The following is a 23,376-nucleotide window of genomic DNA, read 5'->3' as shown; positions in this document are numbered from 1 at the left end:
TTCAGTTAATTACAGAAGTGCTTTCACACGGCTAACTACGTTCTCTACAGTAAAGCCGTATTCTTTCATAACTCTATCGCCAGGGGCGGAAGCTCCGAAAGTAGTGATGCCTAGGATATCGCCTTGGTCACCAGTGTAACGTTCCCAGCCGAAGGTTTGTGCCATTTCGATAGCAAGACGAGCTTTGACTCCTGGAAGAATTACGGAATCGCGATATTCTTTGTCTTGTTTTTCGAACAGATCCCAGCTTGGCAAGCTGATTACACGAACATCGATGCCTTCTTCTGCCAAAGCAGCTTGCGCTTTAACTGCCAACTGTACTTCAGAACCAGTTGCGATAAGTTGTGCTTGTGGAGTGCCATTTTTGGAATCAGAGACAACATAACCACCACGTTTGATATTTTCACGAACGCCATCTACGGTTCCAGCAAGAATTGGCAAGTTTTGACGGGTCAGAACCAAAGCAACCGGATTCTCTTTGTTTTCCATAGCATAAGCCCATGCTGCAGAGGTTTCGTTAGCATCAGCCGGACGAATAACAGTCAGACCTGGGATGATACGCAAGGAAGCCAATTGTTCGATTGGTTCATGCGTAGGACCATCTTCACCAACTGCAATACTGTCATGTGTCAGTACATAGGTTACTGGCAATTTCATGATCGATGCCAAACGAATTGCTGGACGCAGGTAGTCTGTGAATACGAAGAATGTTCCTCCGAATACTTTAAGACCAGTGTGCAGAGCAATACCGTTCATTGCAGCAGCCATACCAAACTCACGTACGCCGAAATAAATGTTGCGGCCATCATAAGATTCTGGTGTGAAAGATGTCAAACCATTCAAATGCGTCATAGTGGAGCTTTCCAAGTCAGCGGAACCACCCACTAGCTGAGGAACGCCAGCAGTCAGACCGTTAAGCGCACTACCGGAAGCGACACGAGTCGATACTGCTTTATCTTCAGTAGTGTAAGTTGGAAGGTTAGCATCCCAGCCTTCTGGAAGATTGCCATTGATTACTGTTTCGAATTGTGCAGCCAGCTCTGGATATGCTTTTTTGTAAGCTGCAAATTTATCGTCCCAAGCTTTGTTAGCTGCGATTCCGTTTTTCTTCACTTCTGCAAAATGTGCACGAACTTCGTCAGGCACATAGAAATCTTCTTCGTATACCCATTTGTAGAAATCTTTGGTCAGCTTAGCTTCTTCTGCTCCAAGTGGAGAACCGTGAGTACCGCCATGGCCGCCTTTACCTTGTTTGTTAGGGCTACCATAACCAATAACTGTTTTCACTTCGATCAAAGTCGGTTTGCTAGTCTCAGCTTGCGCCTCAGCAATAGCTTTTTCAATAGCCGGAAGGTCATTTCCGTCTTCTACACGCAGAACTTGCCAACCATAAGCATCAAAACGTTGAGCTACATTTTCGGAGAAAGAAAGATTCAATTTACCATCAAGGGAAATATCATTTGAATCATACAATACAACCAATTTTCCGAGTTTCAAATGACCCGCAAGAGAAGCGGACTCAGAAGAGATCCCTTCCATAAGGTCACCATCACCACAAATAGCATAAGTATAGTGGTCAACTACGTTATGTCCTTCTTTGTTGTAGGTTGCGCCCAATTGAGCTTCGGCCATAGCCATACCAACGGCCATACCAATACCTTGTCCAAGCGGACCTGTAGTTGCATCAACACCAGCTGTGTGACCAACTTCCGGGTGACCAGGAGTCAAGCTACCCCATTGACGGAATTGTTTCAATTCTTCCATAGGAAGATCATAGCCGCTAAGGTGCAGCAAGCTGTACAGAAGCATGGAACCATGTCCAGCGGACAATACAAAACGATCGCGGTTTACCCATGTTGGATGATCAGGGTTATGATTCATTGTTTTTGCAAACAGTTGGTAGCCCATTGGTGCAGAACCCATTGGCATACCTGGATGGCCGGAATTCGCTTTTTCGATAGCATCAATAGCCAACGTACGAATTGTTGTGATAGACAAGTTATCTACTGTTGAGTTTTCTTCCTTCTGGATCGCTTGTTCTTGTTCACTCATTTAATAGTTCCTCCTCTGAAATCTCAAGAATGTCATTTTGACTCTTATTGTATCACTAGTGTGGAAGCAATTCCAATTGTTTTTAAAAACTCTTTGTTTGACAGCTTATGTTTTGCAATATCTACGCATTTATATACGCAAAAGTAACTATGTCATGAGACGGGTTTTTACTTAGCCTATGGTCTAGTTTTCTATTGCGACTAAAGTTTGTTTTACAATGCTCGAATATAAAGTAAGATGGAGTTACTCAAGTAAAATTTTCATTCATTATCCAATATCTCCAAGTGGAAAGGAATTCTGAACATGACTTCGAAAAAGGATGTTTATATTGTGCTTACCGGTACAGGTACAGCCTTCAGTGGTTTCATTAAGTGGTTTACAAAAGCTGATCTGAACCATGCTTCGATCGCCTTTGATAGTGAACTACGTGAGGTGTACAGCTTCGGAAGAAAAAAAATGCACAATCCATTCGTCGCGGGTCTGATTCAAGAAAATTTCATTCACCCTTTTTATAGCAGCGCAAATTGCTCTATTTATCAGTTACGTGTTAGTGCCACGGAATACGATGCCATGTACAATCATGTCCAAGGGATGATGAAAAATCAGGAACGTTATAAATACCATCTTTTAGGCCTGATCGGCGTACTTCTAAATGTTAAAATAGATCGAGAGAACGCTTATTTCTGCTCTCATTTTGTTGCTTCCTTATTTGAAAATACCGCAGTTCAGCCTGTGAATAAGCCTTCCTGCTTTGTTACCCCGGAGGATTTCGCTCTTTCACTCTGTTCCCATAAAATATTCAGCGGCAAGTTATCCTATTATGTGCGTAGAGCTCAAAGAGCCTCTGCGCGTTCGACGAATATACCTTTACATACACCTTCCGTTGCGACAAGAATGATGAGAATGAATGAAGAACGGACTGAAGGAGTTATATAAGTTGTTGCTCGTAAAAAAAGGGCTATGCGGATCGTATTTCCGCGTAGCCCTTTTTAGATGAAAAGAGGATAAAGTCGTAGATATATCATTACTTCACACGATGGTTCCGAAAATATTCGGACCAATCGCCAGCGATCACAACAGTAACTGTATCTATTTTGGTATTGTACTCATTCTTAGCTGTGAAGGTAAATTTCACTGGACCATCGGGAAGTTTCACAAATGCTGGATCATATAATTCGCCTGTCCACAAGGTTTTGTCACTGTTCGTTGGATTTAGTTGCGTAGAATAACCTCCCGTCATCGTTACCTCAACAGTATCAGGTAGACCGGTTGCTATCCCTTGCAATATAAATCGCTCACCTGCCCAAAACACATTGTAGCCTCTTGGACTCTCCTCATTACCGCTCTTGTTCAAATTGTAGCCTTTACGGTTGTTATTCCATTCCTCTGTGTGCTGGACCCCACCTTTAATACTCAGCAGATTAACCATGAAATATTTACGCGCTGAGATATTACTCCAGTTATAACCATCAAAAGCTTCCACTTCCACGGCATATTTTTCGTTCTCAACCAATATTCCCGCGGGCACTTGCCACTGTTTGGCACTTGAATTTTGTTCGCCAGATTGAACCTTAACCATCCCTGTCGCCAAGTTGATAATTTGTACCTTATACCGCTGTTCTTCATCTCCATCCTCATCTTGATAATCCCACTTGATGATTGGTGTAAGCGTACTTGCGATCATAGGCTTACTTGAGTCAGTACTTGTTGGGTACGTTATCGTTACGGTCGGTTTACGGTTGGCTACGGTGATAATCAGAGATATCTCTCGATACAGTCCTAGAGAATCCGTAACGGTTTGTTTCAAGGTAAAGACGCCATTTGAGGTGAATTTCTTCGTAAATTCAGCTTGAGTACTAGCCAATCCGTACGTCCCGTTGGATGATTTCAAATCATACTTATAGCTGATCGTATCTCCTTTTGGAATGTCTGGATCCGTCGCTTTGCTCTTGATATTAAGAAGATCCGTCCGATAAATCGGCTCTTTGGCAGCATCTCTACCTGTATCCGTGATTAGTGTGAATCCAGGCTGCGGCGGATTGTCGATGATAAACGTTTTTTCGTTAGATATTTCTGACCAGGATAACTTGGAATAAGCCCGCCCATATACAGTGAAGTATTCAAATCGATTGAATGTATGGTTAGGGAGTTGATATTGCCGCAGCTGACCTGTGGTGTCAAGATTCTCAACTGTCTTAACTAAGAGTCCGTCTTTTGAAAAAAATTCTAAACGGTACTTCTCCTGCCGATCACTCTCTGGATCTGTATAATTCCATTTAATTAATGGATCTCCTTGTATTTCGGCATCTATTACGGATGGATTGGTTACGGTTCCCGACGGGGTTATCAATGTCATCGAGGGCGCTAGATTCTTAGTAACATTCACCTTCAACGTAGCTATATTAGACTTATCACCGATCTGATCGATAACCCAGTGTTCCAATGTATAGATACCGGACTCAGGAAAATCAACATCAATATTAGGAGTTCGAAACCATTGCGTAATGCCATCACTATCTGTTACTTTCCAGAAGTATTGCAGACTAGCGAGATCTGAGGGATCTCCATCCTCATCAAAAGATGTATATTGTCGGGTATCATATTGGAATAATGCCGATGGACCATTAATAGCAGCTGTTGGAACATGATTTTTAACAGTAAATACACGTGTTGCATTGGAACATAAAGCTCCAATACTTGAGGGATTAGGTACGTCTGTTGCTTTAAGGCGCATTTCCCATCCTTCTGATATAGCCTGTTGCGGTGAAATTCCGTTTCCAGCAATAAGATCTCGTATCGTCAAAGATTGGTTCCGGTTACTGCCAGCATAATAATAAGGACTATTGTTGAGTTTGGCGTACCATAAATAAGCAAGCGAATCTCCATCTTCATCAGGATCTGGTGTTAGATTATCCATTGTAATTACAGTATCTCGATATACTTCAGCTGGCATGTTAAATGCTGCTGCGGGTGGGTGATTAATCACCTGGACATTTTGGCGATACCAATCTGACCATAAACCTCGGTTGTCATGCACTTGTAAACTAATTTGATAATTACCGATTCCAAAAGCTGCGATATTAGGTGGCGTTGTAGCTCCACCCCAATGCTCCCAAACTTTGTTCCAACCATCTTTGATAACCGTCCAGTAATACATATCTAATGGATCATTATCCGGATCAAACGATTTGTCTGTTATGGTAGTAGCTTTGCGATAGGAAACAATATTAGGATCAACAGTAAATAGCGCTACGGGAGGTAGATTACCTGCAGCCCCCACCGTCCTTACACACCAGTCGCTCCAGACCCCTAACCCATTTTCGCCATCGACATCACGTACTCTAAGGCGTATGTCATATTGTCCAGAACTCGGTAATTGAGCTGGCGGTTGACCATCTGTCCATATTCCAGAATCAGTTTTTTTATACTGCCATTGCCAAGCTATAAGTCCCTTATTAACAGCCGTGATGTGGTCCAAATCGTAGGAACTATCTGTTAGCTGAAGAGATCCCCACGCCAGTTTGGCAGCAAACAATGCAATGGGCTTCCGATGAACATGATAGGTCATTGAGGATAAATTATCTCGACTCCATAAACGATAGTCATCGAATCGGTCATCGTTTTTAGGATTATCTCGTGCTTGAAAGGTTGCGTTATAGAGTCCGCTATATGGAAAGGAGGTATACCTTTCTGAACGCCATAACCCACTATCCGAAATGATACCCATCGAATTATCGAAGAAATACGGGTTATGATCGTATCTATAGCGTTCTTGATATTTAAAATCTCCTTCATAGTCCTTGTATGTGGTTGATATGTCTATAGGAGTGTTAATCAATATAAAGGATTTATTCCTAAGCCTATAGGATACATTAACGACCAACGATTTCTCATCCTTATAATTATAAGGATCCACAACCTTGATAATGATATTGTGCCGTCCAGGAGGAATTCCGTCTGCCAAAACATCTATTGGGATGGAAAACCATTTATTATTTAATGCCTGTTGGATATTGACTTGTTTATAGAACACATTAGGGATTTCAGCACTAACGACTAGATCATTATTGTCCACATCTCGAACATATCCCTCGATGTTCATACCACTGAATCCTGGCTCATTCAGTAGCTGCTGCTCGCTTGGTGTAGTCACTGTGAGCGTAGGTGCTGAATTTATTATTAGAGGTATGTTATCCCAATCATAATATACGTTGTTATGCCAACCATTCATCCATTCGTTAGGTTGGTGTTGCGCATCACTTGCTCTTAGTGCGACTTTAAGAGCTTTTGGAATTCCATACTTCGTTGGATAAGCATAACTTTCATAAAAAGCGGTCGTATTTCTGTCAAGGTTAAACTGAAGACTATCCGAACTTTTCACAGGTGGCATTTCTTCAATTCTCCATGAGGCATCAGTAGCATAATCAGTATTACCACTTCCATCTGTCCTGTACATATAACTGTAAATATTAAGAAATCTAGTACGCTGCGTATCATAGTACCAATTAATATCCCCTGATGTTAAAACTACAGGCGCATCAGGTACATAATCGTAGCGCAGTATTCTTGTTGTTAGATTAAAAGTAATATTGGTTAGGGTCATAGCAGGCATATTCAAATTCAAAGATCCTATATTCCCCATAGCAGGCTCCCAAGGAGTTGTTTTATTAAATCCTTCAAGACGAATATCCATAAAATTGACGATATTTGGGTCACCTGCCGCCTCTACCTTAACACTCCCCGAATAAAATTCAGGGAATGAAAGAAGTAGTAATACAAGGGCCATAAACGTTGAAATTGTTTTTTTTAATTTCCGCATCTCTAATCCTCTCTACCATGACCAATCGACATCAGGTGCTTGATTTTTAACCGTAAAGATTCGTTCGATTACATTTTGTGTAGCTTCCGAATCTATGGATTGCCGATCAGCCTGCGTCACAAACTCAGCAATAGTCGGCTGACCAAACTCTTCAAATACAGTTAGTCTTACTTCGTATTTTCCGACTTCCTTTACCTTGAGATTCAAACGATCTAAATTCTCATTGCTAAAAATAGCCCATGGCTCACCTGTAAAACTACCGTTGTTATCTGAATCGTAGCGGTATTCCCAAAGCCTACTAACCACAATATCTTGATCTGGAGAGTAAGACATATCATCTATTGATATGGTCGCTTGATTACCATCTGAAGGATTACGATACGCAGTTCTAGCCATCGTAAAGTACGCAAAAGGTTTCTGGTCTGGTGCTATATTAAAAGTTGTTTCGTTTCTCGCAGTTAGCCCTAATGTATTCTCCACAAAAATGGTTGCTTTATATTTCCCTGGCTTCTTGAATAGCACATCTTTGCTATATACTCCGTTCAGGGATCCGCTATATTTAATATCAGAATTCGTTCCACCTGATACGGCTGTGATGGTGATTTTAGTCTTAGCATCTACTAACGGATAGTGAGTCGGGCTACTAACGTAACTTTGTATGATAACCTTTCGATTTTGCTTTAATGTACCATCTACCCTGATAGATGCATCTGGTTTTGGCTCGATGACATTGATCTCAGTGCTAGTACTTCCAGTCATTTTGTCATCGTCTATTACAGTCAAAGCAAGTGTTTGTTCCCCCAAATGGTCTTTATCATACCAAAGCGTTCCCCTTGGCAAAGTGCTCAATTCTCCCTTAGCATTAGGCGTATCCCAAAAGTAATCCGTAATATAACCATCAGGGTCATACGACCCTGCTGCACTGGCTACAAACTCTTGTCCTGCTTTTACAGTTTTCGGTGCATTTATAAGAGCTACTGGAGGTTTTAACTCTCTCGGTAGTTCTGGCGGTGATGTAGGACCTGGAAACCCTCCTCCCGGAGGATCTGAGGTTGTATACACTCCTGCTTTGACTGTAAAAGATTCTTTTAACGAGTCGAACTTACTTCTTTTGGTCACGACTTCATTCTTAAATCTCACCACTATACTTAGTTCGTACTCTTGACTGTAGTTACTTTTACCTGCCACTTTCTCCTTTGGAATTTCAAATTTGAAAGTTTCGTTTGCCGTTAGGGTTTTGGTATACACCTTTTTTGTCTGGAGTGAGCTTTCATTACCTTTCTCTTTGGCATAAAAAATCCACTCTGAAATGTTCGAAGTATCTTTATAGGATAGCAATTCGCCCTTCAAAGCGATTTTAACTGGCACGTTCTTATTATCAAACTTAATTGGGTTTGGATTAGGTTGTTCTAGAATTGCAGAACCTGTGAGTGTAGCTTCATCTGGGAGACCGTATTCAAAGCTGACTGTTCCCCCGTAGCTGTAGGTGGTTACTTTGGCGTCTGCGGTGTAATAATATTCTGCGAATGCTAGATATCTTCGTCCTTCTGCCTTTCCAGTTAAACCATCATTACTTTCAGCCTTCCAAGGAACACCTATAGGAATCGTATAGTTTATAATTACTCTTCCATTTTTAAATCTTGGATCTTCTCCATATGGAGATTTTTTGGTGTATTTAGGCTTTATAGTAGACTGAATAATGTCTTCAGATTCTATAATCTCGGTTTTCGATCCGTTATACCATTTTAAGTAATCTTTTTCTTGATAAGGACCTGCAGTTACTGAGGTTACAGGTGGATTCTTGGATGGATATCCATCCTCAGTAGGCTTATCATATGTCACCATACTATCCTTTTTTTCACTGTACTCATTAATTTGCCATCTTCTTCCGTCTGAATATAACCAAATTGAATTATAGATTTCAGTTTTATACGGTTCTTCAAAAGAAGCTCTATAACCCTGCACACCTTTAATATATTTTTGATTAGAGACTCCCTTTAACGTAACTTTAATCTTCGAGTTCTCCAAAGATAGGCTCATTTTTTCATTAGATCCACTGTATTTTAAAGTACCTATCTTGAATGATGAACTAGACACTCCACTAGGAAGTTCTAAATAAAAATCTTTAGCTGCATTGTTTGACCCTTGCAAACCTGTAGTAATAGGAATAGCAAGCGAGGTCAATCTCGTCTCGGCTGCATGTACTGAAGAAATGGATGTCATAAGTGGGATAAGTAACAGAAGGCAAATGCTTGAGATAAATATTTTTTTCATACCTACTACCCCTGAGAGTTAACTACGAATTTCTCATCAAATCCACCGTCATGAAATAACCGAATAACAAAATAATTAATGTCTTGATCATATAAATAAGCTTGGTAAGTAGATAATTGCTCTCCTGGCTTAAGGCTATAATAATAAAGCGCTTCTTTATTATTATATTTTTTTGCGTTGGTCGTAGGCCAAATTTCATCTATTTGCCCAAATCTCTGAAGAGTTAAAGTCCATTTTTCTTTATGATCATCCAATGTTCTTTTTACTGTTTTGTTGCTGTTATTTATAATTGTGATTTTAGTCCAAATGAGGTACATAGGATTACTAACCATTGCACTAAATGAATCATAATCATATTTCTTCACTAGATTTTGTGCATCTTTTGACTTGAAATCATAAATCATAAACTTCTCCAGCGTATAACTAAGCCCACCTGCCGTAACCGTAACCGGCAACTCCAAATCCTTTTTCAAACCATACTTACTTAAGTTATCCCTCATAATAGGTACTGGTGTAGCAGTAGGTTTTGCTGTAGCAGTAGGTTTTGATGTAGCTGTTGGTGTAGCCGTGGCTACTGGTGTAACCGCTGCTGCGTTAGTAATCACGTTCTGCCCCAATACCATGCTAAATAACATTGTCGTAGTCAAAGCTGCCCTTACAATGGTCTTCTTCATCACTGAATCTCTCCCTTTTCTTTAATTGGATTTTTATTACTTATTGAACTTATACTCCTGAACTGCTGGTACCCTGATGGGCTGTTGTGTTTTGGATCTGGAGATCAGAACCGGGTGCTCCGTCTCAATGACGGCAATAACCGAAGGACCTGCGATGTATTTGGTTATGCCATATTCGCTATCCTCGTATAAAAGTGGAAAAGTCACCCCATCGGAATCGTCAATAATATCGAATTTCACAATCTTTACTTGTGTCTTAAAGCGACTGCCCCCTTGGGGGGAAAGGCCGCTATCAAGGCCTAGATTGTTCTGTAGGGTTTGCTGAAAAGTATCGTACGCTTCTGTAGGATCTATAATCAGACGACCACGAGTCAATTCGGTCTCATCTAATTCCTGTGCGGCATCGTGAACAGCGATATTATTTGCGTCTTTTAACATGCTGCGCAGCTGGTCCCACTCCTGATTCTGGATCTGAAAGAACCAGGAGTAGATAAAGATCAGTAGGACAAATGCCAGCTTAATAATGTAATCCATAAATTACGCTCATCCCTTAGTCAATCGAGATACTCACTCATAATTGATCCATGCCCATAATATCGAGTCGGCTGCGAAACCGTAGAAAAATTATAAGGAAACAGATTTATCCGCGGCGCGGTTACATACACATCAATTCGTTGCTTTCGCTCTTGAACGGTGTCTGTACTGCTCGTAATTTCTATCGAAGCTTCAGAAAATCCAATCGCCTTCAGATTTGAAATTACTTCATTCCGCATAGAAGCTGTAACCATCCCCTCTGTTGCTGCTTTTTGTGTGATATAGGACGTATTAGCTTTGACCTGTAAATCTAGCAGATAATCTATGTAGGTGAAGATAGGCTGCAGGATAATAAACAGGACTAGCCACATGAACAATGCCCGGAGGACAGTCTCCTTCATTAGATACGCCTCCTTCTAATACTGTTCCACTTGCTTAGTATGTGAGATGATGTCGTCCTGACTGCTGCCGATCATATGCGTAGCTACCGTGACAAACATCCCCGCAATTATAAATCCAATGGCCAAAAACATAGCGACGGAAATAGAGTCTTTTTTCATCTGATTTATACCGAAACGTGAGTCATGGACATAGTTACAGCAGTTTGGCTAGGAACCAGCGGTTGAGTTAGAGATACCCCCGGGATCGTCGGTCTATTATCATCGGCAGCATTAATCACGTCACGCACCAGAGGAATCAAAATGGCAATTACGATGGCCACACACAAAAAACCGATAGCGATAAACAAACCTGTAGAAATAGCGTCTTTTTTCATTGTTAATTTCTCCCTTTTTATTTTAGGTTTTAAAAATAAGGTTGAATATACAATTTTTCACTGGAACATGCCGACTCCATTAAAATTTCCTTTGATTAGCAAAATGTACTGCATCGCCATCGCAACGATCATCAAAAAAGTAGCAATCGATGGAATAACATTAATAATCGTCGATAGATCACCGATGAATGACCATTTTTTTAAATACTGATCGCTGGAGATTTTGGAGATAATCTTGCCTTGTTCACGCAAATAGTTTGCAGCTTCCGTGTCATCATCCATACCTTCTGTAGCCAGTAAAATGGACCGGATGTCATTAATAAAGTGATGGTTATCCGGAAATTTGGCACAAAACCATTCAATCGCCCCCTCCACACCCTCATCTACTGCCCGTTCTGACAGCTCATACAAGTCCTGACGTATATATTGAAAATGTCCCGCTGTACTCCCACAAAAAGCACCAAACTGCACATATCCGCGCTTACGTAGGCGATTATTCTCATAGAGGCGAATGAAGGAGATCAACTCGCCATCTTTTTGAATATTCGTCTTTTGGTGAAGCCACGCCAACACCCAACCAAGCGGAAGATAACGCATCGGACTGCTGATTACGAGAATAAGTAGAGCAATTAGAGGGTCATAGAATGAAAAAGGAACAGATCGGATGAAATTGCTGACGACTTGGCTAAATAAATAGATGATTGCCGCTGAATAACGAAATAGCGTAACTTTTCGAGCTGAAATTGATAAACCACATTCATTCAATAATTGCTGAAATCTATCACTCTGCACGCGTTCACCCAGCGCATTCCACCGTATGCCCAGTCGGACAAGATATCGTTCCTGCTTACTGCTGCTGCTCACAAACACAAGTAATGCGATATACACGATCCCGATCACTGTAATTAGTAGTAATAATCTATCCATAGTTCATCACCTTAGTGGTAGTCCAGTTTGGGTCTGGCAAGAATAGTACTGATCACAAAAGAGATAAAAAGGCCGGAGACGATCACCATCAAAAAGGAAAGACCTGCCGTAGTTTCGAACTGCAGTTGAAAATAGACATCGGGCTTCAGCATATACATAAAGGTTCCAACCGTAGATACCAGCACCAGAAGATTCCCATATAAGCCAAGGCTGATCGCATCTCTACTTCCTGCTTTTACAGTCAAAATCGTCTCTCTCTGCTGCTCCATAGAACGATTCAACAGCATTAGCGAGCTTTTTAAATAACGGGTTCCCTCCTTCTCGGCATAGAGCAAATCTGATATAAACTCTAAAGCGAAGGTGGTGCCAATCGCGCTGGAGAATCTCCCTGCCTCCTCAACAAGCTCCTTCTCATTACTGTAATTAGAAAATGCGGCACCTAGCAGCTTCAGAGGGCTCTTTAGTACATTTTTATCCGTAAGAAAATCCGCTGTCCGATCAAGGATCGAATCTACCGACAAATGTGTGAATTTGGTGGAGATTTTGACTACATCGAGGAGATCGTAGCTTCCATGTACCTTCCGCTGTGCATAGATGTATCTCATACGAAAATAAGGAATCGTCGCAGATATTACAGCTATAAAAAGCGGAAATCTCCACGCCCCCTGAATCGGCTGTCCCTCATTAAAAGTAATCCCCTCCAAAAAAGGATTGTTAAAACGCAACCTTCCAGGGAGCTCACTAAGTGTCAGTAGTCCTGATAAGAAAACCGCAATAAACAAAATGGCTGTACGCATAACAAAACGCATAACGCTAATGCCCGGTTCATACTTCCGGTGTACGAAATAGAGAAGCTTGTCCAGATGGCGGTAGAGCCACAGCCTTTTTTTAACCGAGCTGACTCTTTTGCCAAAAATACTCATCTTATGTTTAATTCGAAAATCCACTTTCTGGACTACCTGCCGTAAATGCCTTTCGATGAGCAGTTTGGTGAGTAACCACAGTCCCCACGCAATCCATAAATGAAGGACAAAACGAAAAATATACAATAGTAAATCCATAGCTGCACCTCCTCACTCATTAAGTACTATCTTAGATTTCAAGCTTTCTTTAAGCGGCTGATCCATCGGCTTTGTTGAAGCAAGTCGTCCCAGCTCTTTTTGGACAATCTGCGTAGCCTGCGCATTTTTCTTAGTCATTTTCAGCATCAGATTTTTCGTCAGCTTGTCATTGTAAGACCAACACATTTCCTGCGGCTCCCAGCGCATAAGATCATTAGCAAACACTGAATTTCTATCCTCTTCGTAAAAGATTTCTGATATTCGCGCCAGCCGCTTCTTCCCGTTCGGAACACTCTCCAAAATAAACACCAGCTCGCATGATTTCAGCGCAGAGATCAAATGCCCCTTAAGACTCCCGCCAATTCTTGTGGATACAGCAAATGCACCTTGATAAGGAATGTCCTCCGAATCCACAGTGTGGAAGGTTCCGGTAATCCCGTCGTATCCTTTTTCCCCACTCCACAAATAAAATTCCCACTCGTTATAACGCATCTCTGTCATATACAAAATATTCGGGTCATGCCGCAGCGACTCTACTCCCACCTCCATCAGTTCCTCATTCGCAGCTTGAATTGGAATAATCCGATGGCCTTTAATCTGATACGGTAAAATGGATTCCGGATGTTTCTCTATCATCACCACTCCCATGCAGGAGGAAGAGCCAAGCAGTTGCTCACCAACGATCGTATTGGCAAAGGTTGTTTTCCCTGACCCTACAGCACCCGCAATAATGGTATTGCGAAACGTGGACGATAACGCCCGAATGAACTCAACCGCCTCCACAGGGATACATTCCGTACCCGCTTGATCCTCCAAATCCAGAAATTCCACAACCTGTCGCCGCAGTGATATCGTAGTAAAACCCTCCCAGACCCTAGGTGATACCCAAATCGCAAGCCGAATAAATCTACCTGGCCAAAGCGGATCATCCATTTTGAACTCCACCGAAGGATTATCCTTGTTCAGCTTTTTATTGGGATCACTTTTTAGCAAGGAACGCTTCAGCTGCTCGACCCGATCCAGTGAAGGCATCTCATACGGATAAGCTATAAACTCACCTTTATGGTTATAAAAAATTTGCTTCCCAATCATTTGTAATCCGGTTGACTCGCTGTATGCACGATCCGTAAACCAACGATACGCTGGTCCAAAACCCTTCCACTCGTGATACAGGGCCTCTGCCGCCGTTCGGTACGCTTCTGGAACCTTTCCAGTAAAAGGTGTTTTTCGTAAGTACTTCTCAATTTCATTCATAAAAAAGCTAACTGCCTGCGGATCGCCAATTAATGCCTTTGCATTTAGCTCGAAGTAAGCGTCATCCTCACGTTCTAATCCTTCGTTCATCTCGGTCTTCATTTTTTGTAAAAAAGCATAAAAATCTTCCTTGCCCGGTTTGCTAGTGCGTAACACGCTTTGTTTTAGAGAAAAGAGTGGACGACTCGCGAGAGTTTCAATCATAGAAATATCCCTTTCTTTTTGGCCTCTGGCGCTAATCCCATCGACACCAATAGAGAATGTACCTTATCATCCACATGCTGCAGCTCTTTTTTGCCTAGAGGCAAGCTTTCCTGCAAGGGCTGGTAATACGGTAACTCCAGCAAGATTTCAGTGCCAAATCTAAGGGCCATATTTTTGGACGAAGATATTTCCTCCACATTACTGCGGTTAATGATCAGCTGGAAATCATGCGGACGCAGATCTATATGCCCCGTAAGCTCGAAAAGAGGTTCTAATCTGTATTCATGTTTAGGATGAGTGACAATCATGCGTAACGACGACTTTTGCATACCGACATACCACGCAGCACTCTCGGGAATTGAACCGAAATCAGCAATAACCACATCTGCATTTGCTCCAGCTCTAGCCAAGAAATATTCGATCTCCTCCTCCAGATAATCCTGAACACTTAAATAGTCGTAATTTCCCGGTAGATACAAATAGCCATCCTGTCTAATCAATTGCTGGAAATCTTCATCATGAATCATCTTCCCTGTAAGCTTGGGGCGCAGTTTGTCTAGACTGATCGTAGCTTTGCGCTCATACCCGGGATCATATAGATCCAAACCAAGTACAAGAACACGTAGACCTGCCGCAGCAATTCGTCTTGCGAACAGCTTCGCCACACTTGTGCAACCAATGCCTGGACCTGAGCCAAAAAAGCCAACCAAATTGCTCCGTTCCTCGCCATCCTCTTCCAGGATAAAACGAATCTTCTCTAGCACTGCTGACGAGGTAGAACGAGGAGGAATAAAATATAGACCTAAGCTTTCACATAACATATGCACAGCTTGATAGCCGCGAATTCCCTTTTGCAGATATAAATACAGGATCGTAGAACTTGAATATTTGTGCCGCAGCTCGCTAAGCGCTTGAACAGATACCTGGTCACTAGTAACCATTAACATATGACCTTCGGTATGCGCCGGATCGGGATACACGTTTTGTGTAACTACATTAAATCCCGCGTTTTTGATATCATTAATCGTTAACTGATCTATGCCCAGACTAAATATTTTCAAGGCAATCCCCCCCTACTCTACCCGTACGATCCACAGCTTTTTGCCCTGCTCCAAAAATTGTCCTAGCCTTTGACCCTCACTTTTCTTCAGCTTCAATTCTGGTGTCGCCACTTTGCCAGTAGAAGTGAATCGGTTATTGTTGTTACCTTTCTCAGAATCCTGCACATCATTATTGTCTTCTGTTCGCACATAGTTCACGGTAACTCCAGATAAAAAGATCTCTTTAGCAGGATCGCTAAGCCAGCTTTGTTCTTTCACCTGCTCCTCGTTTTCTTTTTCCCCTGTATTTGAAACGAGCGCCTCTCGCTGCTTCTCTCGATCACCTTCTACAAGATAAATGTCTACCTTATCCCGGCTTCGCAACGAACCATTAATGGCATAGATGGCCTCCTTCGGAATAGGAAATATACCTTCATCCCGCAAAGGCTCTAAATCACTAACATCCACCAGTGATGCTGTCAAAATACTACCGTTAGTCAGATTCACATTCGTAATTTTGTACTCCACTTGTGCGATTTCCGTAATTACACCAGAGGGTATGTCCTTGGTCTGAACAGAATCCAGATATAAATCACTTGCTTTCAGCTCATAATTTTTAGGTAGAGACTCCCCAGCTCGCACCTTAACTTTGACCACGGTTTGGGAAAGCACGTAGGGCTTGAAATAGAGATCATAACCTAGCAATCCCCCGAATCCAGTAATCAAAATGAGACTTGCGAAAAAATAATTACGTTTTAACAAACGTCCCCGCTGTAACGCCAAACCTTCCACCTCCTTAACTACATGATTTTTGAGAACGACAAAAAGCACCTTGGCATAAATAGCCAAGCTGCTGGTAAAATGCTTTTTTACCTGATAGAGATTTAGTGAACTATTAAATTAAAGGATTCCGGTGAAAGCCCTCGGGCATAACCGTTGCTTTCACCGGAGAATACCTTTATTTAAATACTACAGTTTTATTCTGATGGACGAGAATCCGGTCTTCGATATGCCATTTCACCGCACGAGCCAGAACAACACGTTCAATGGTACGTCCAATCCGTTTCAGCTCAATAACATCATCACTGTGGCTTACCCGCTGTACATCCTGTTCAATAATCGGTCCACCGTCTAGTTCTTCAGTAACATAGTGAGCAGTTGCCCCGATAATTTTCACCCCACGTTGATACGCTTGGGCGTATGGATTGCCGCCAATAAAGGCAGGCAGGAAAGAGTGATGAATATTAATGATCTGATGGCGATAATGCTCAATAAAGGACGGCGAGATAATCTGCATATACCGTGCCAATATAATAACATCGATATCGTCTCCGATGACCTCTAACTGGCGTTTTTCTGCTTCAGCCTTAGTATCCGCTGTGACTGGAATATGATGAAATGGAATGCCAAACGACTCGACATAAGATTTCATATCCAAATGGTTACTAACGACGAGGGCAATATCGGCATCGAGATCGCCCGCTTGCCACTGCCAGAGCAGTTCAACAAGACAATGGTCTTCTTTAGAGACGAATATGGCAAGTTTCTTCTTATGACGGACATTAAAGATCTTCCAGTCCATCTTAAAACGCTCCGCCACTCCGCCAAATTGAGAGCGAATCTCTTCCAGACGATCGCCTAATTCAGGTAGGTCAAACTCGACTCTCATAAAGAACATTCCACCATCTGGATCCATCGTATACTGATCCGACTGCACAATATTTGCGCCATGCTGATACAGAAAGTGTGATACAGCCGCCACAATTCCCGGTCCGTCAGGACAGGAAATGAGCATACGTGCCCGGTTGGAATAATGCTCGACACCTGACGAATTGTTTCTTTTTACGTGTAATTCCATGACCCTCTTCCCATCCTCTCATCTACATACGCAATCTGAAGTATAGCTTAAGCGTTCACGAGCACTTATTTGCCTGCTAACCAAGCAATTAAGCGATGATTAATAGCTTCCTCGCTTAGCTGCGGGAACAGCTGGGCAGCGACAACTTCATCGTATAGACGCTCCAGTGGTTCACGTGGATCAGCTTTTTTAGCTTTGGCATCGTTCTTCAGCAGCTCCCAGACATTAAGTACATATTGACGGGAATCGATCTCCTGCTTGGCAAAAAATTCACGTAATGTTTCAACATCCTGCACGAATTCCGCTCCAAACCGTTCAGCTACATTACCACGCAGCAAAGCGATCTCCACCTCATACATCGGACGTTGTGTCTTAGCATCCTTACCAATCCATGGGGTCTCCAGAATGAAAGGCAGACCTTCCAGCTTTTCATGGTGTACGATTTTGTTAATCGTATCAAAGCCAATCCAACCCGAGCCAATTGGAGTGTGACGGTCTTTGCGAGCGCCACATGGATTTTTACTGTCATTAATGTGGATTACACCAAGACGGTTCAATCCGATAGTCTCATCAAATTTGTTGAGAACACCGTCCAAATCATTAACGATATCATAGCCAGCATCATGAATGTGGCAAGTATCAAGACAGACCGACAGACGTTCGTTATGTTCGACCTTAGCAATAATAGAAGCGATTTCTTCAAAACTGCGGCCGATCTCTGTTCCCTTACCAGCCATAGTTTCTAAAGCGATATGCACTTCCGTTTCGTTCGTGCCTCCAAGCACCTCATTCAGACCATCTGCAATCCGCTGAATACCATATTCAGCATCTTTATCAGTGAACGCACCTGGATGTAATACAATATGCTTGACCTCAAGTGCATGGGTACGGCGAATTTCCTCTTGCAGGAAATCAACAGCCAGTTGATACGTATTCTCTTTATAGGAAGCGAGATTAATAATGTAAGGTGCATGGACAACAATCTCCTCTACACCATTCTCTTTCATAACCTGCTTCCCTTCGTTGGGATACATGGCATCAATCGGCTTGCGGCGCGTATTCTGCGGCGCTCCTGTATATATCATAAACGAGCTGGAACCATACTCATTTGCTTCATTTGCTGCGGTCAAAAGACCCTTGTCCGAGCAAGACACGTGTGAACCTATTTTCAGCATACTTCTTCCCTCCTTCCTTCACGAATTAACCCCTATTCTACCGTGATCGGAAAAATAAATCTAGACGAGGCCAATATGCCGGGTTCTGCTTCGCAAAACTTTGGAAATAAGCTATACTTTAATATGAGAATAATTCGTGTGAGAATCCTCATTGCCAAAAGGTGGTGTATGCATGTTTATCCAATCAGGACTTGGTTTATTATCCACACCGAGCAATTGGTTTATGAACTCTATCGCTTTCTGGACATTTATGCTGCTTGGTTCCATGTGTATCGGCGGTTTTTTTATGTTCCGCAAATTCCTAAAGGTCCTGCCCAAAGCTGATGGAAAGTCAAAGCTAGACTGGCAAAATTACTGGGTGGAACGTAGCCGCCCGCTCTGGAGTGACGAAACAAAGGCCTTTTTGGACCAGCTTGTTCAACCTGTACCTGGGCCATTTCGTGATATTGCGAAGCATTCTATTGCTGCCGAGATCGGAAAAATCGCAGTCGAGAGCAATGCAAAAGAAGTTACTCGCGATCACTGTATTAAAGGTTACATAGTTGCCACACCGCGGCGCGATAACCGTTTTCTTGTCAATTTTCTCGAAAAGAATAAAATCGATTACTCTGCTTACCAGCATTTGTTTAAGTAATTTTTAATGAATTGTACGATTTAGAACGGAGGCCCTCCTTTGAAATATGTGATATGTGGCGGCACCGGTTTTATAGGTAGCGAACTAGCAAAATACTGGCTGCAAGCAGGTAATGAAGTTGCTATTGTAGGTCGGAATTTACCAAAAGACGCAACAACAATTCATCCTAAGCTGAGTTACCACACCTGGGACAGTCTAAGTTCTAATCCCGCTCCAGTGGAAAATGCAGCTGCCCTAATTAATCTCGCCGGAGCTTCCCTTAGCCAGCGCTGGAGTCCAAGTCGCAAAAAAGCGATTATGCAATCCCGACTTGCAACCGTTTCCGCAGCAGCTAAGTTAGTAGATCAAATGAAGCAAAAGCCTTCCGTAATCATTCAGGCTTCCGCCGTGGCGATTTACGGTACCTCTTTAGAGGATACTTTTAATGAGTCCTCACCAGCCCAGGTCATGGATTTCCCTTCAGAAGTAGTTAAGACATGGGAAGAGGCTTCAGATGAAACCTACCATGATATCCGCGTGGTCAAGCTGCGTACCGGAGTTGTGCTCGGCAATGAGAGCGGAGCATTCCCCAAAATGAAGCTGCCTTATTTATTAGGTTTTGGCGGAAACATTGGCTCTGGAAAGCAGTGGCTCTCTTGGATCCATCTGACGGATATCATCCGTCTAATTGATTTCTGTACGCAAAATCCAACGATTAACGGACCTGTTAATGCGACTGCTCCACATCCGGTAACGAACGAAGAGTTCGGCAGAACGATCGGCACAGTCTACAAACGGCCGCATTGGTTCCCTTTACCAGCCTTCCTGTTAAAAACAGCAGTCGGAGAATTATCCGAAATCTTACTTAAAGGTCAGCGCGTCCTGCCCGCAGCGGCATTAAATCATGGCTTTGACTTTACCTTCCCTACACTTCAAGTCGCTTTAGAAGATTTGAAAAAACAAAAATTGTAGAGCCACATTCATCGTTAGAACTCACCTTCATACTGTATGAAATGTGTAGCTTCCTTTTATAATTTTAAATGTGGTCCCCTCTGTTAGTGGATACTCTTTATACGGGACCATGGCTTCACCTTGAAAAAGCGTTCCATTTCTGGAGTCAAGATCCTTCAGAATATATCCGCTGGTGCTTCTAGATATCTCAGCGTGTACTCTAGAGGCGCCTTCTGATCTTTCCACATATTGAGCCACCTCTGCCGATCGGCCGATAATGAAGCTAGTTCGATTTAACTCGATCATCTCTGCCTCTTCGCCCTCCTCACCGCTTCTTTGGAGATAAGGAATACTCCGATCCAGCTTTTCGATTTGTCGTCCTTGCTCAGGCGGTTTCTCCTGTGATAATAAGGTTGTTGGAGCTATTGCTTCTGGTGCTTTAACAGAACTTTGTTCCTCTGCTAGTGATTCATAACGTGTCGCCGGAACGCTAGCTGCTGAATCCGAGGATTGCGGAGTTATCTTTGGAATTGTTGCTGGAGAACGCGTAGAAGTCACAGGGTTCCTGCCAAAATTCCACTCCAATTCTTTTCGACTCGGATTACAGTTAGTATCTTCAGAATCCTCACCCAGGCCATCAACATCTTCTTTACCAACCTTTAGCCTTCCGCTCCAAACCATCCAGCTTAAAACAGCCAATACAATCGTCACAACTCCACAGACGGCAAGCCATAACGGCTTGGGACTATCCAAATATAGAAACTTCCACAGTAGTGCATCGCCTAATAGAAACCCTAGCACTATATAGGTTCTTGAGCTTGAGGCTTGTGGATTCGTTACCTGCTCATCCTCCAAGCTTAGAGACAGGCTCTCCTCCTCTTTTATCTTAAGATTAGGATAGCTGCTGATCCAAGGAGTAGCAGTCGGCTGCAGCTCCAATTCCTTATCTTCGCGATGCTCATATATTTTTCTTAATGGTGGAGCTGCTGCCTCTTTCACTAGATATTCTTTTACGCCTTCATGAAGCTGTCTTTCAGGTGTAACGGGCTCTCTTTCTGTCAGCAACTCTGATAAAAGAATCTTTAAGCCAGCTGGAGTAAATCCCTCTTCACTGCAATATTGCAATAGTCTTTGCACACCACTGCCAGTAAGCTCTGTGATAGATGCCATTAACACCATAATCAGTGTCTTGAGTGACTCTCCAAGCTTTGAACCAGACTTATTTTCCTGAATGGGTATGTAGGTTAGGTATACTTTACCGCTCTGTAACGACCCTTCAATAAAAATGTAATCTGCATGCAAAGCATACTGTTCCGCCCGCAGCATATATAACCTGCCATCTTCCATGCCTTGGGCAATTTGCAGCAATAACCCGTAAAACGAGTTCATACTTAGCTTCTCTCCTTTGAGTAGATGACTAAGCATTTTTTTGCGTAAAACAGCGTATTCCATAGTAACCTTCATATCTATTTCTCTAAGTAACAGCCTCAAATGATGAGGAATGTCGGTGTTCATCAGCATGCGTGCCTGAATCAAATTAAGCTTCTCCGCAGGTATTCCTTCGGGTTCACCAAGGATCATATATATACCATCCTGTTGTATAAAATCATGGGTTAATCCGAACAACAAACATCAGCTCCCGAACTAAAAGTATAGATAAGCGCATATGGAACCAGGGATAACAGCCAGCATGAAAGGGAATTTCAACAGTTCACTATCGTTATTTTTTAATAGTAACGGGCTCTTCCATAAAATGAATCCAGAAATTCTGCTGATGATCTTACGCGAACGACTGATCGCCTCCCGTCTCTTTAAAACAATTAGCCAGCCTATTAAAGCTCCAAATAGTACGGAGTACATCACGACTTGCAGCGTAAAAAACATCCCTGTCCACGCGCCGATTCCAGCAAAAAGCTTAACATCCCCCGCGCCAACCGTCCCTATTAAATGCATGATCAGAAGGACTGTAAATCCTACAGCAGCTCCCCCGAAAGCCCTCAGCAGTCCATGCCAGCTATTTATCACCCCTTGTGCAAGCAGACCAGTGAAAAAGCCTGACAAGGTGATCCAGTTTGGTATTCTCATCGACTTTAAATCTGTAATTAGTGCCGCTGCTAAAAACGGTAGACATCCCCAAAATGCCCACTCTGCCATTTATTACACTCCTTTTTCCACCCTTTCACTTCACTACTGTGAACATAACCTCAACAGATCTACCGTCATCCAGTTGTATAACAAACGGCCACGAGCCCGGTGTGGTATTTACGCCAATTTTCCATTCCCACTCGATATATCCATCTGCATCCGCTTGTTTCCAGCCTAAATATTTGGCAGTACTGCCTCCGCTCTTATAAAAGACTGACAAGCTGGCAGAAGCATCCGGCGGTATTCTGGCACGAACCTTGCCTTGCTTATTCGCTACAGCCGGGTTCGGCTTTTCTAAGATTTCAATGAATTCTTCTGGTTGGCCAGTACCGTTCCCCTCCTTGGTTGTGCCTTCTCCTGTATCCCCGATCCAGAGACGTTCAACAGCACTTGCTTCTAATACAATACTTTGGTTTAGAAAAGGGACTTTCATCGGCAGCTTATAACTAACCACTAGCCCAAGGTATGGACAAGTACCCTCTTTTAGCTCCGGCACCATAACATTGGATACATGAATTCGCTCATAATCCAGTAAATCTGATGTCAGGTATGGTTTCAATAAAGGTTTGATCGCAAGATCAAGTACACTTTCACTGGTCTCTGCCTGAAGCTTCTGCAACGGTCCCTCACCACTTTCTAAAGCGGACATAACCCACTCATTTAACGGATTGGGTAAAGACTCAGCATAACTATTGCCCCAATCAGTAAGTGACAAGCGAGGAATAGTCCAATTCAGGCCAGCAGAATGATCACTGTCATCCCACCCTGAATCATCACTTACTTCGCTGGATGTTCCCCATTTCTGCACCGCCAAAGCCGCAGGATACATATGAGTTGAAATAGACTTTACAGTGTCTGATGCTGTACTTTGCAAAGCTGTCGAATACAAGGTCATCTGTACGATAGATATCAGGAACAGGACGAATAGCAGAAAGAACGGAAGAATCATCGCCGCTTCTACTACCATGCTACCTTCTTCCTTGTCCTCCCCTCTGATTCCATACCCATCCCCCATCACCT

At 42.7% G+C, this 23,376-nt stretch carries 21 protein-coding genes; 3 read left to right on the top strand and 18 right to left on the bottom strand.

The window, feature by feature from the left end; all coding sequences use genetic code 11:
* Positions 1–9: 9 nt before the first annotated feature.
* The gene (gene tkt / locus NSS82_RS07115; RefSeq protein WP_076272047.1) at positions 10–2,052 is read right to left on the bottom strand and encodes a transketolase; all 2,043 of its coding nucleotides are present in this window, start codon (positions 2,050–2,052) and stop codon (positions 10–12) included.
* 303 nt (positions 2,053–2,355) lie between these two features.
* Between tkt and NSS82_RS07110 the strand changes: the two genes are divergently transcribed.
* Entirely contained in the window at positions 2,356–2,988 is a 633-nt protein-coding gene (locus NSS82_RS07110) for a hypothetical protein (RefSeq protein WP_036681725.1), read from the top strand.
* 88 nt (positions 2,989–3,076) lie between these two features.
* On the opposite strand, the gene NSS82_RS07105 is transcribed toward NSS82_RS07110, so the two are convergent.
* From NSS82_RS07105 to NSS82_RS07040, 14 genes are all read right to left on the bottom strand, one after another.
* Entirely contained in the window at positions 3,077–6,871 is a 3,795-nt protein-coding gene (locus NSS82_RS07105; RefSeq protein ID WP_076272048.1) for a hypothetical protein, read from the bottom strand.
* A 12-nt stretch (positions 6,872–6,883) separates the two neighbouring features.
* The gene (locus NSS82_RS07100; RefSeq protein ID WP_076272049.1) at positions 6,884–9,145 is read right to left on the bottom strand and encodes a PKD domain-containing protein; all 2,262 of its coding nucleotides are present in this window, start codon (positions 9,143–9,145) and stop codon (positions 6,884–6,886) included.
* 5 nt (positions 9,146–9,150) lie between these two features.
* A complete protein-coding gene (locus NSS82_RS07095) occupies positions 9,151–9,819 on the bottom strand; it encodes a hypothetical protein (RefSeq protein WP_076272050.1) in 669 nt (222 codons plus the stop codon).
* Between the two features lie 36 nt (positions 9,820–9,855).
* Positions 9,856–10,353 (bottom strand): hypothetical protein, encoded by a 498-nt coding sequence (locus NSS82_RS07090; protein ID WP_076272051.1) that lies wholly within the window; start codon positions 10,351–10,353, stop codon positions 9,856–9,858.
* Between the two features lie 20 nt (positions 10,354–10,373).
* Positions 10,374–10,754: a hypothetical protein gene (locus NSS82_RS07085; protein WP_036681716.1), complete on the bottom strand. Its 381-nt coding sequence runs from the start codon at positions 10,752–10,754 to the stop codon at positions 10,374–10,376.
* Between the two features lie 15 nt (positions 10,755–10,769).
* Positions 10,770–10,913 carry a hypothetical protein gene (locus NSS82_RS07080; RefSeq protein WP_155288092.1) on the bottom strand — a complete coding sequence of 48 codons (144 nt, stop codon included), beginning with the start codon at positions 10,911–10,913 and terminating at the stop codon, positions 10,770–10,772.
* 5 nt (positions 10,914–10,918) lie between these two features.
* Positions 10,919–11,128: a hypothetical protein gene (locus tag NSS82_RS07075; protein ID WP_036681712.1), complete on the bottom strand. Its 210-nt coding sequence runs from the start codon at positions 11,126–11,128 to the stop codon at positions 10,919–10,921.
* Between the two features lie 57 nt (positions 11,129–11,185).
* On the bottom strand, positions 11,186–12,055 hold the full coding sequence (locus NSS82_RS07070) for a hypothetical protein (protein ID WP_076272052.1): 870 nt from the start codon (positions 12,053–12,055) through the stop codon (positions 11,186–11,188).
* A gap of 11 nt (positions 12,056–12,066) precedes the next feature.
* The gene (locus NSS82_RS07065; protein ID WP_076272053.1) at positions 12,067–13,116 is read right to left on the bottom strand and encodes a hypothetical protein; all 1,050 of its coding nucleotides are present in this window, start codon (positions 13,114–13,116) and stop codon (positions 12,067–12,069) included.
* A 12-nt stretch (positions 13,117–13,128) separates the two neighbouring features.
* Complete coding sequence (locus NSS82_RS07060; RefSeq protein ID WP_076272054.1) at positions 13,129–14,574, bottom strand: ATPase, T2SS/T4P/T4SS family; 1,446 nt, start codon at positions 14,572–14,574, stop codon at positions 13,129–13,131.
* Positions 14,571–15,635, bottom strand: a complete 1,065-nt coding sequence (locus NSS82_RS07055) for a hypothetical protein (RefSeq protein ID WP_076272055.1) — start codon at positions 15,633–15,635, stop codon at positions 14,571–14,573. Before NSS82_RS07055 ends, NSS82_RS07060 begins: the two co-directional genes overlap by 4 nt.
* Positions 15,636–15,647: 12 nt before the next feature.
* Positions 15,648–16,397 (bottom strand): SAF domain-containing protein, encoded by a 750-nt coding sequence (locus tag NSS82_RS07050; protein ID WP_076272056.1) that lies wholly within the window; start codon positions 16,395–16,397, stop codon positions 15,648–15,650.
* A gap of 175 nt (positions 16,398–16,572) precedes the next feature.
* Positions 16,573–17,472 (bottom strand): formyltetrahydrofolate deformylase, encoded by a 900-nt coding sequence (gene purU / locus NSS82_RS07045; RefSeq protein ID WP_036681703.1) that lies wholly within the window; start codon positions 17,470–17,472, stop codon positions 16,573–16,575.
* 65 nt (positions 17,473–17,537) lie between these two features.
* Positions 17,538–18,647 (bottom strand): deoxyribonuclease IV, encoded by a 1,110-nt coding sequence (locus tag NSS82_RS07040; protein ID WP_038569120.1) that lies wholly within the window; start codon positions 18,645–18,647, stop codon positions 17,538–17,540.
* 172 nt (positions 18,648–18,819) lie between these two features.
* Between NSS82_RS07040 and NSS82_RS07035 the strand changes: the two genes are divergently transcribed.
* On the top strand, positions 18,820–19,281 hold the full coding sequence (locus NSS82_RS07035) for a DUF2621 domain-containing protein (RefSeq protein WP_036681700.1): 462 nt from the start codon (positions 18,820–18,822) through the stop codon (positions 19,279–19,281).
* Between the two features lie 48 nt (positions 19,282–19,329).
* Positions 19,330–20,232, top strand: coding sequence for a TIGR01777 family oxidoreductase (locus NSS82_RS07030; protein ID WP_306031458.1), 903 nt, complete (start codon positions 19,330–19,332; stop codon positions 20,230–20,232).
* A gap of 27 nt (positions 20,233–20,259) precedes the next feature.
* Here the strand turns inward: NSS82_RS07030 and NSS82_RS07025 are convergent, their stop codons facing one another.
* The 3 genes from NSS82_RS07025 to NSS82_RS07015 all read right to left on the bottom strand — a co-directional run bounded on the left by NSS82_RS07025 (position 20,260) and on the right by NSS82_RS07015 (position 23,371).
* Complete coding sequence (locus NSS82_RS07025; protein ID WP_076272058.1) at positions 20,260–21,792, bottom strand: DUF6382 domain-containing protein; 1,533 nt, start codon at positions 21,790–21,792, stop codon at positions 20,260–20,262.
* Between the two features lie 63 nt (positions 21,793–21,855).
* Entirely contained in the window at positions 21,856–22,365 is a 510-nt protein-coding gene (locus NSS82_RS07020) for an A24 family peptidase (RefSeq protein ID WP_076272059.1), read from the bottom strand.
* 25 nt (positions 22,366–22,390) lie between these two features.
* On the bottom strand, positions 22,391–23,371 hold the full coding sequence (locus tag NSS82_RS07015) for a TadE/TadG family type IV pilus assembly protein (RefSeq protein WP_076272060.1): 981 nt from the start codon (positions 23,369–23,371) through the stop codon (positions 22,391–22,393).
* Positions 23,372–23,376: the final 5 nt, after the last annotated feature.

The organism is Paenibacillus sp. FSL H7-0735, assembly GCF_038008505.1.
In the GTDB taxonomy this organism is placed as follows: domain Bacteria; phylum Bacillota; class Bacilli; order Paenibacillales; family Paenibacillaceae; genus Paenibacillus_AQ; species Paenibacillus_AQ odorifer.
The sequence above is the reverse complement of the archived record's forward strand: the minus strand, read 5'-3'. Positions and strand labels throughout refer to the sequence as shown.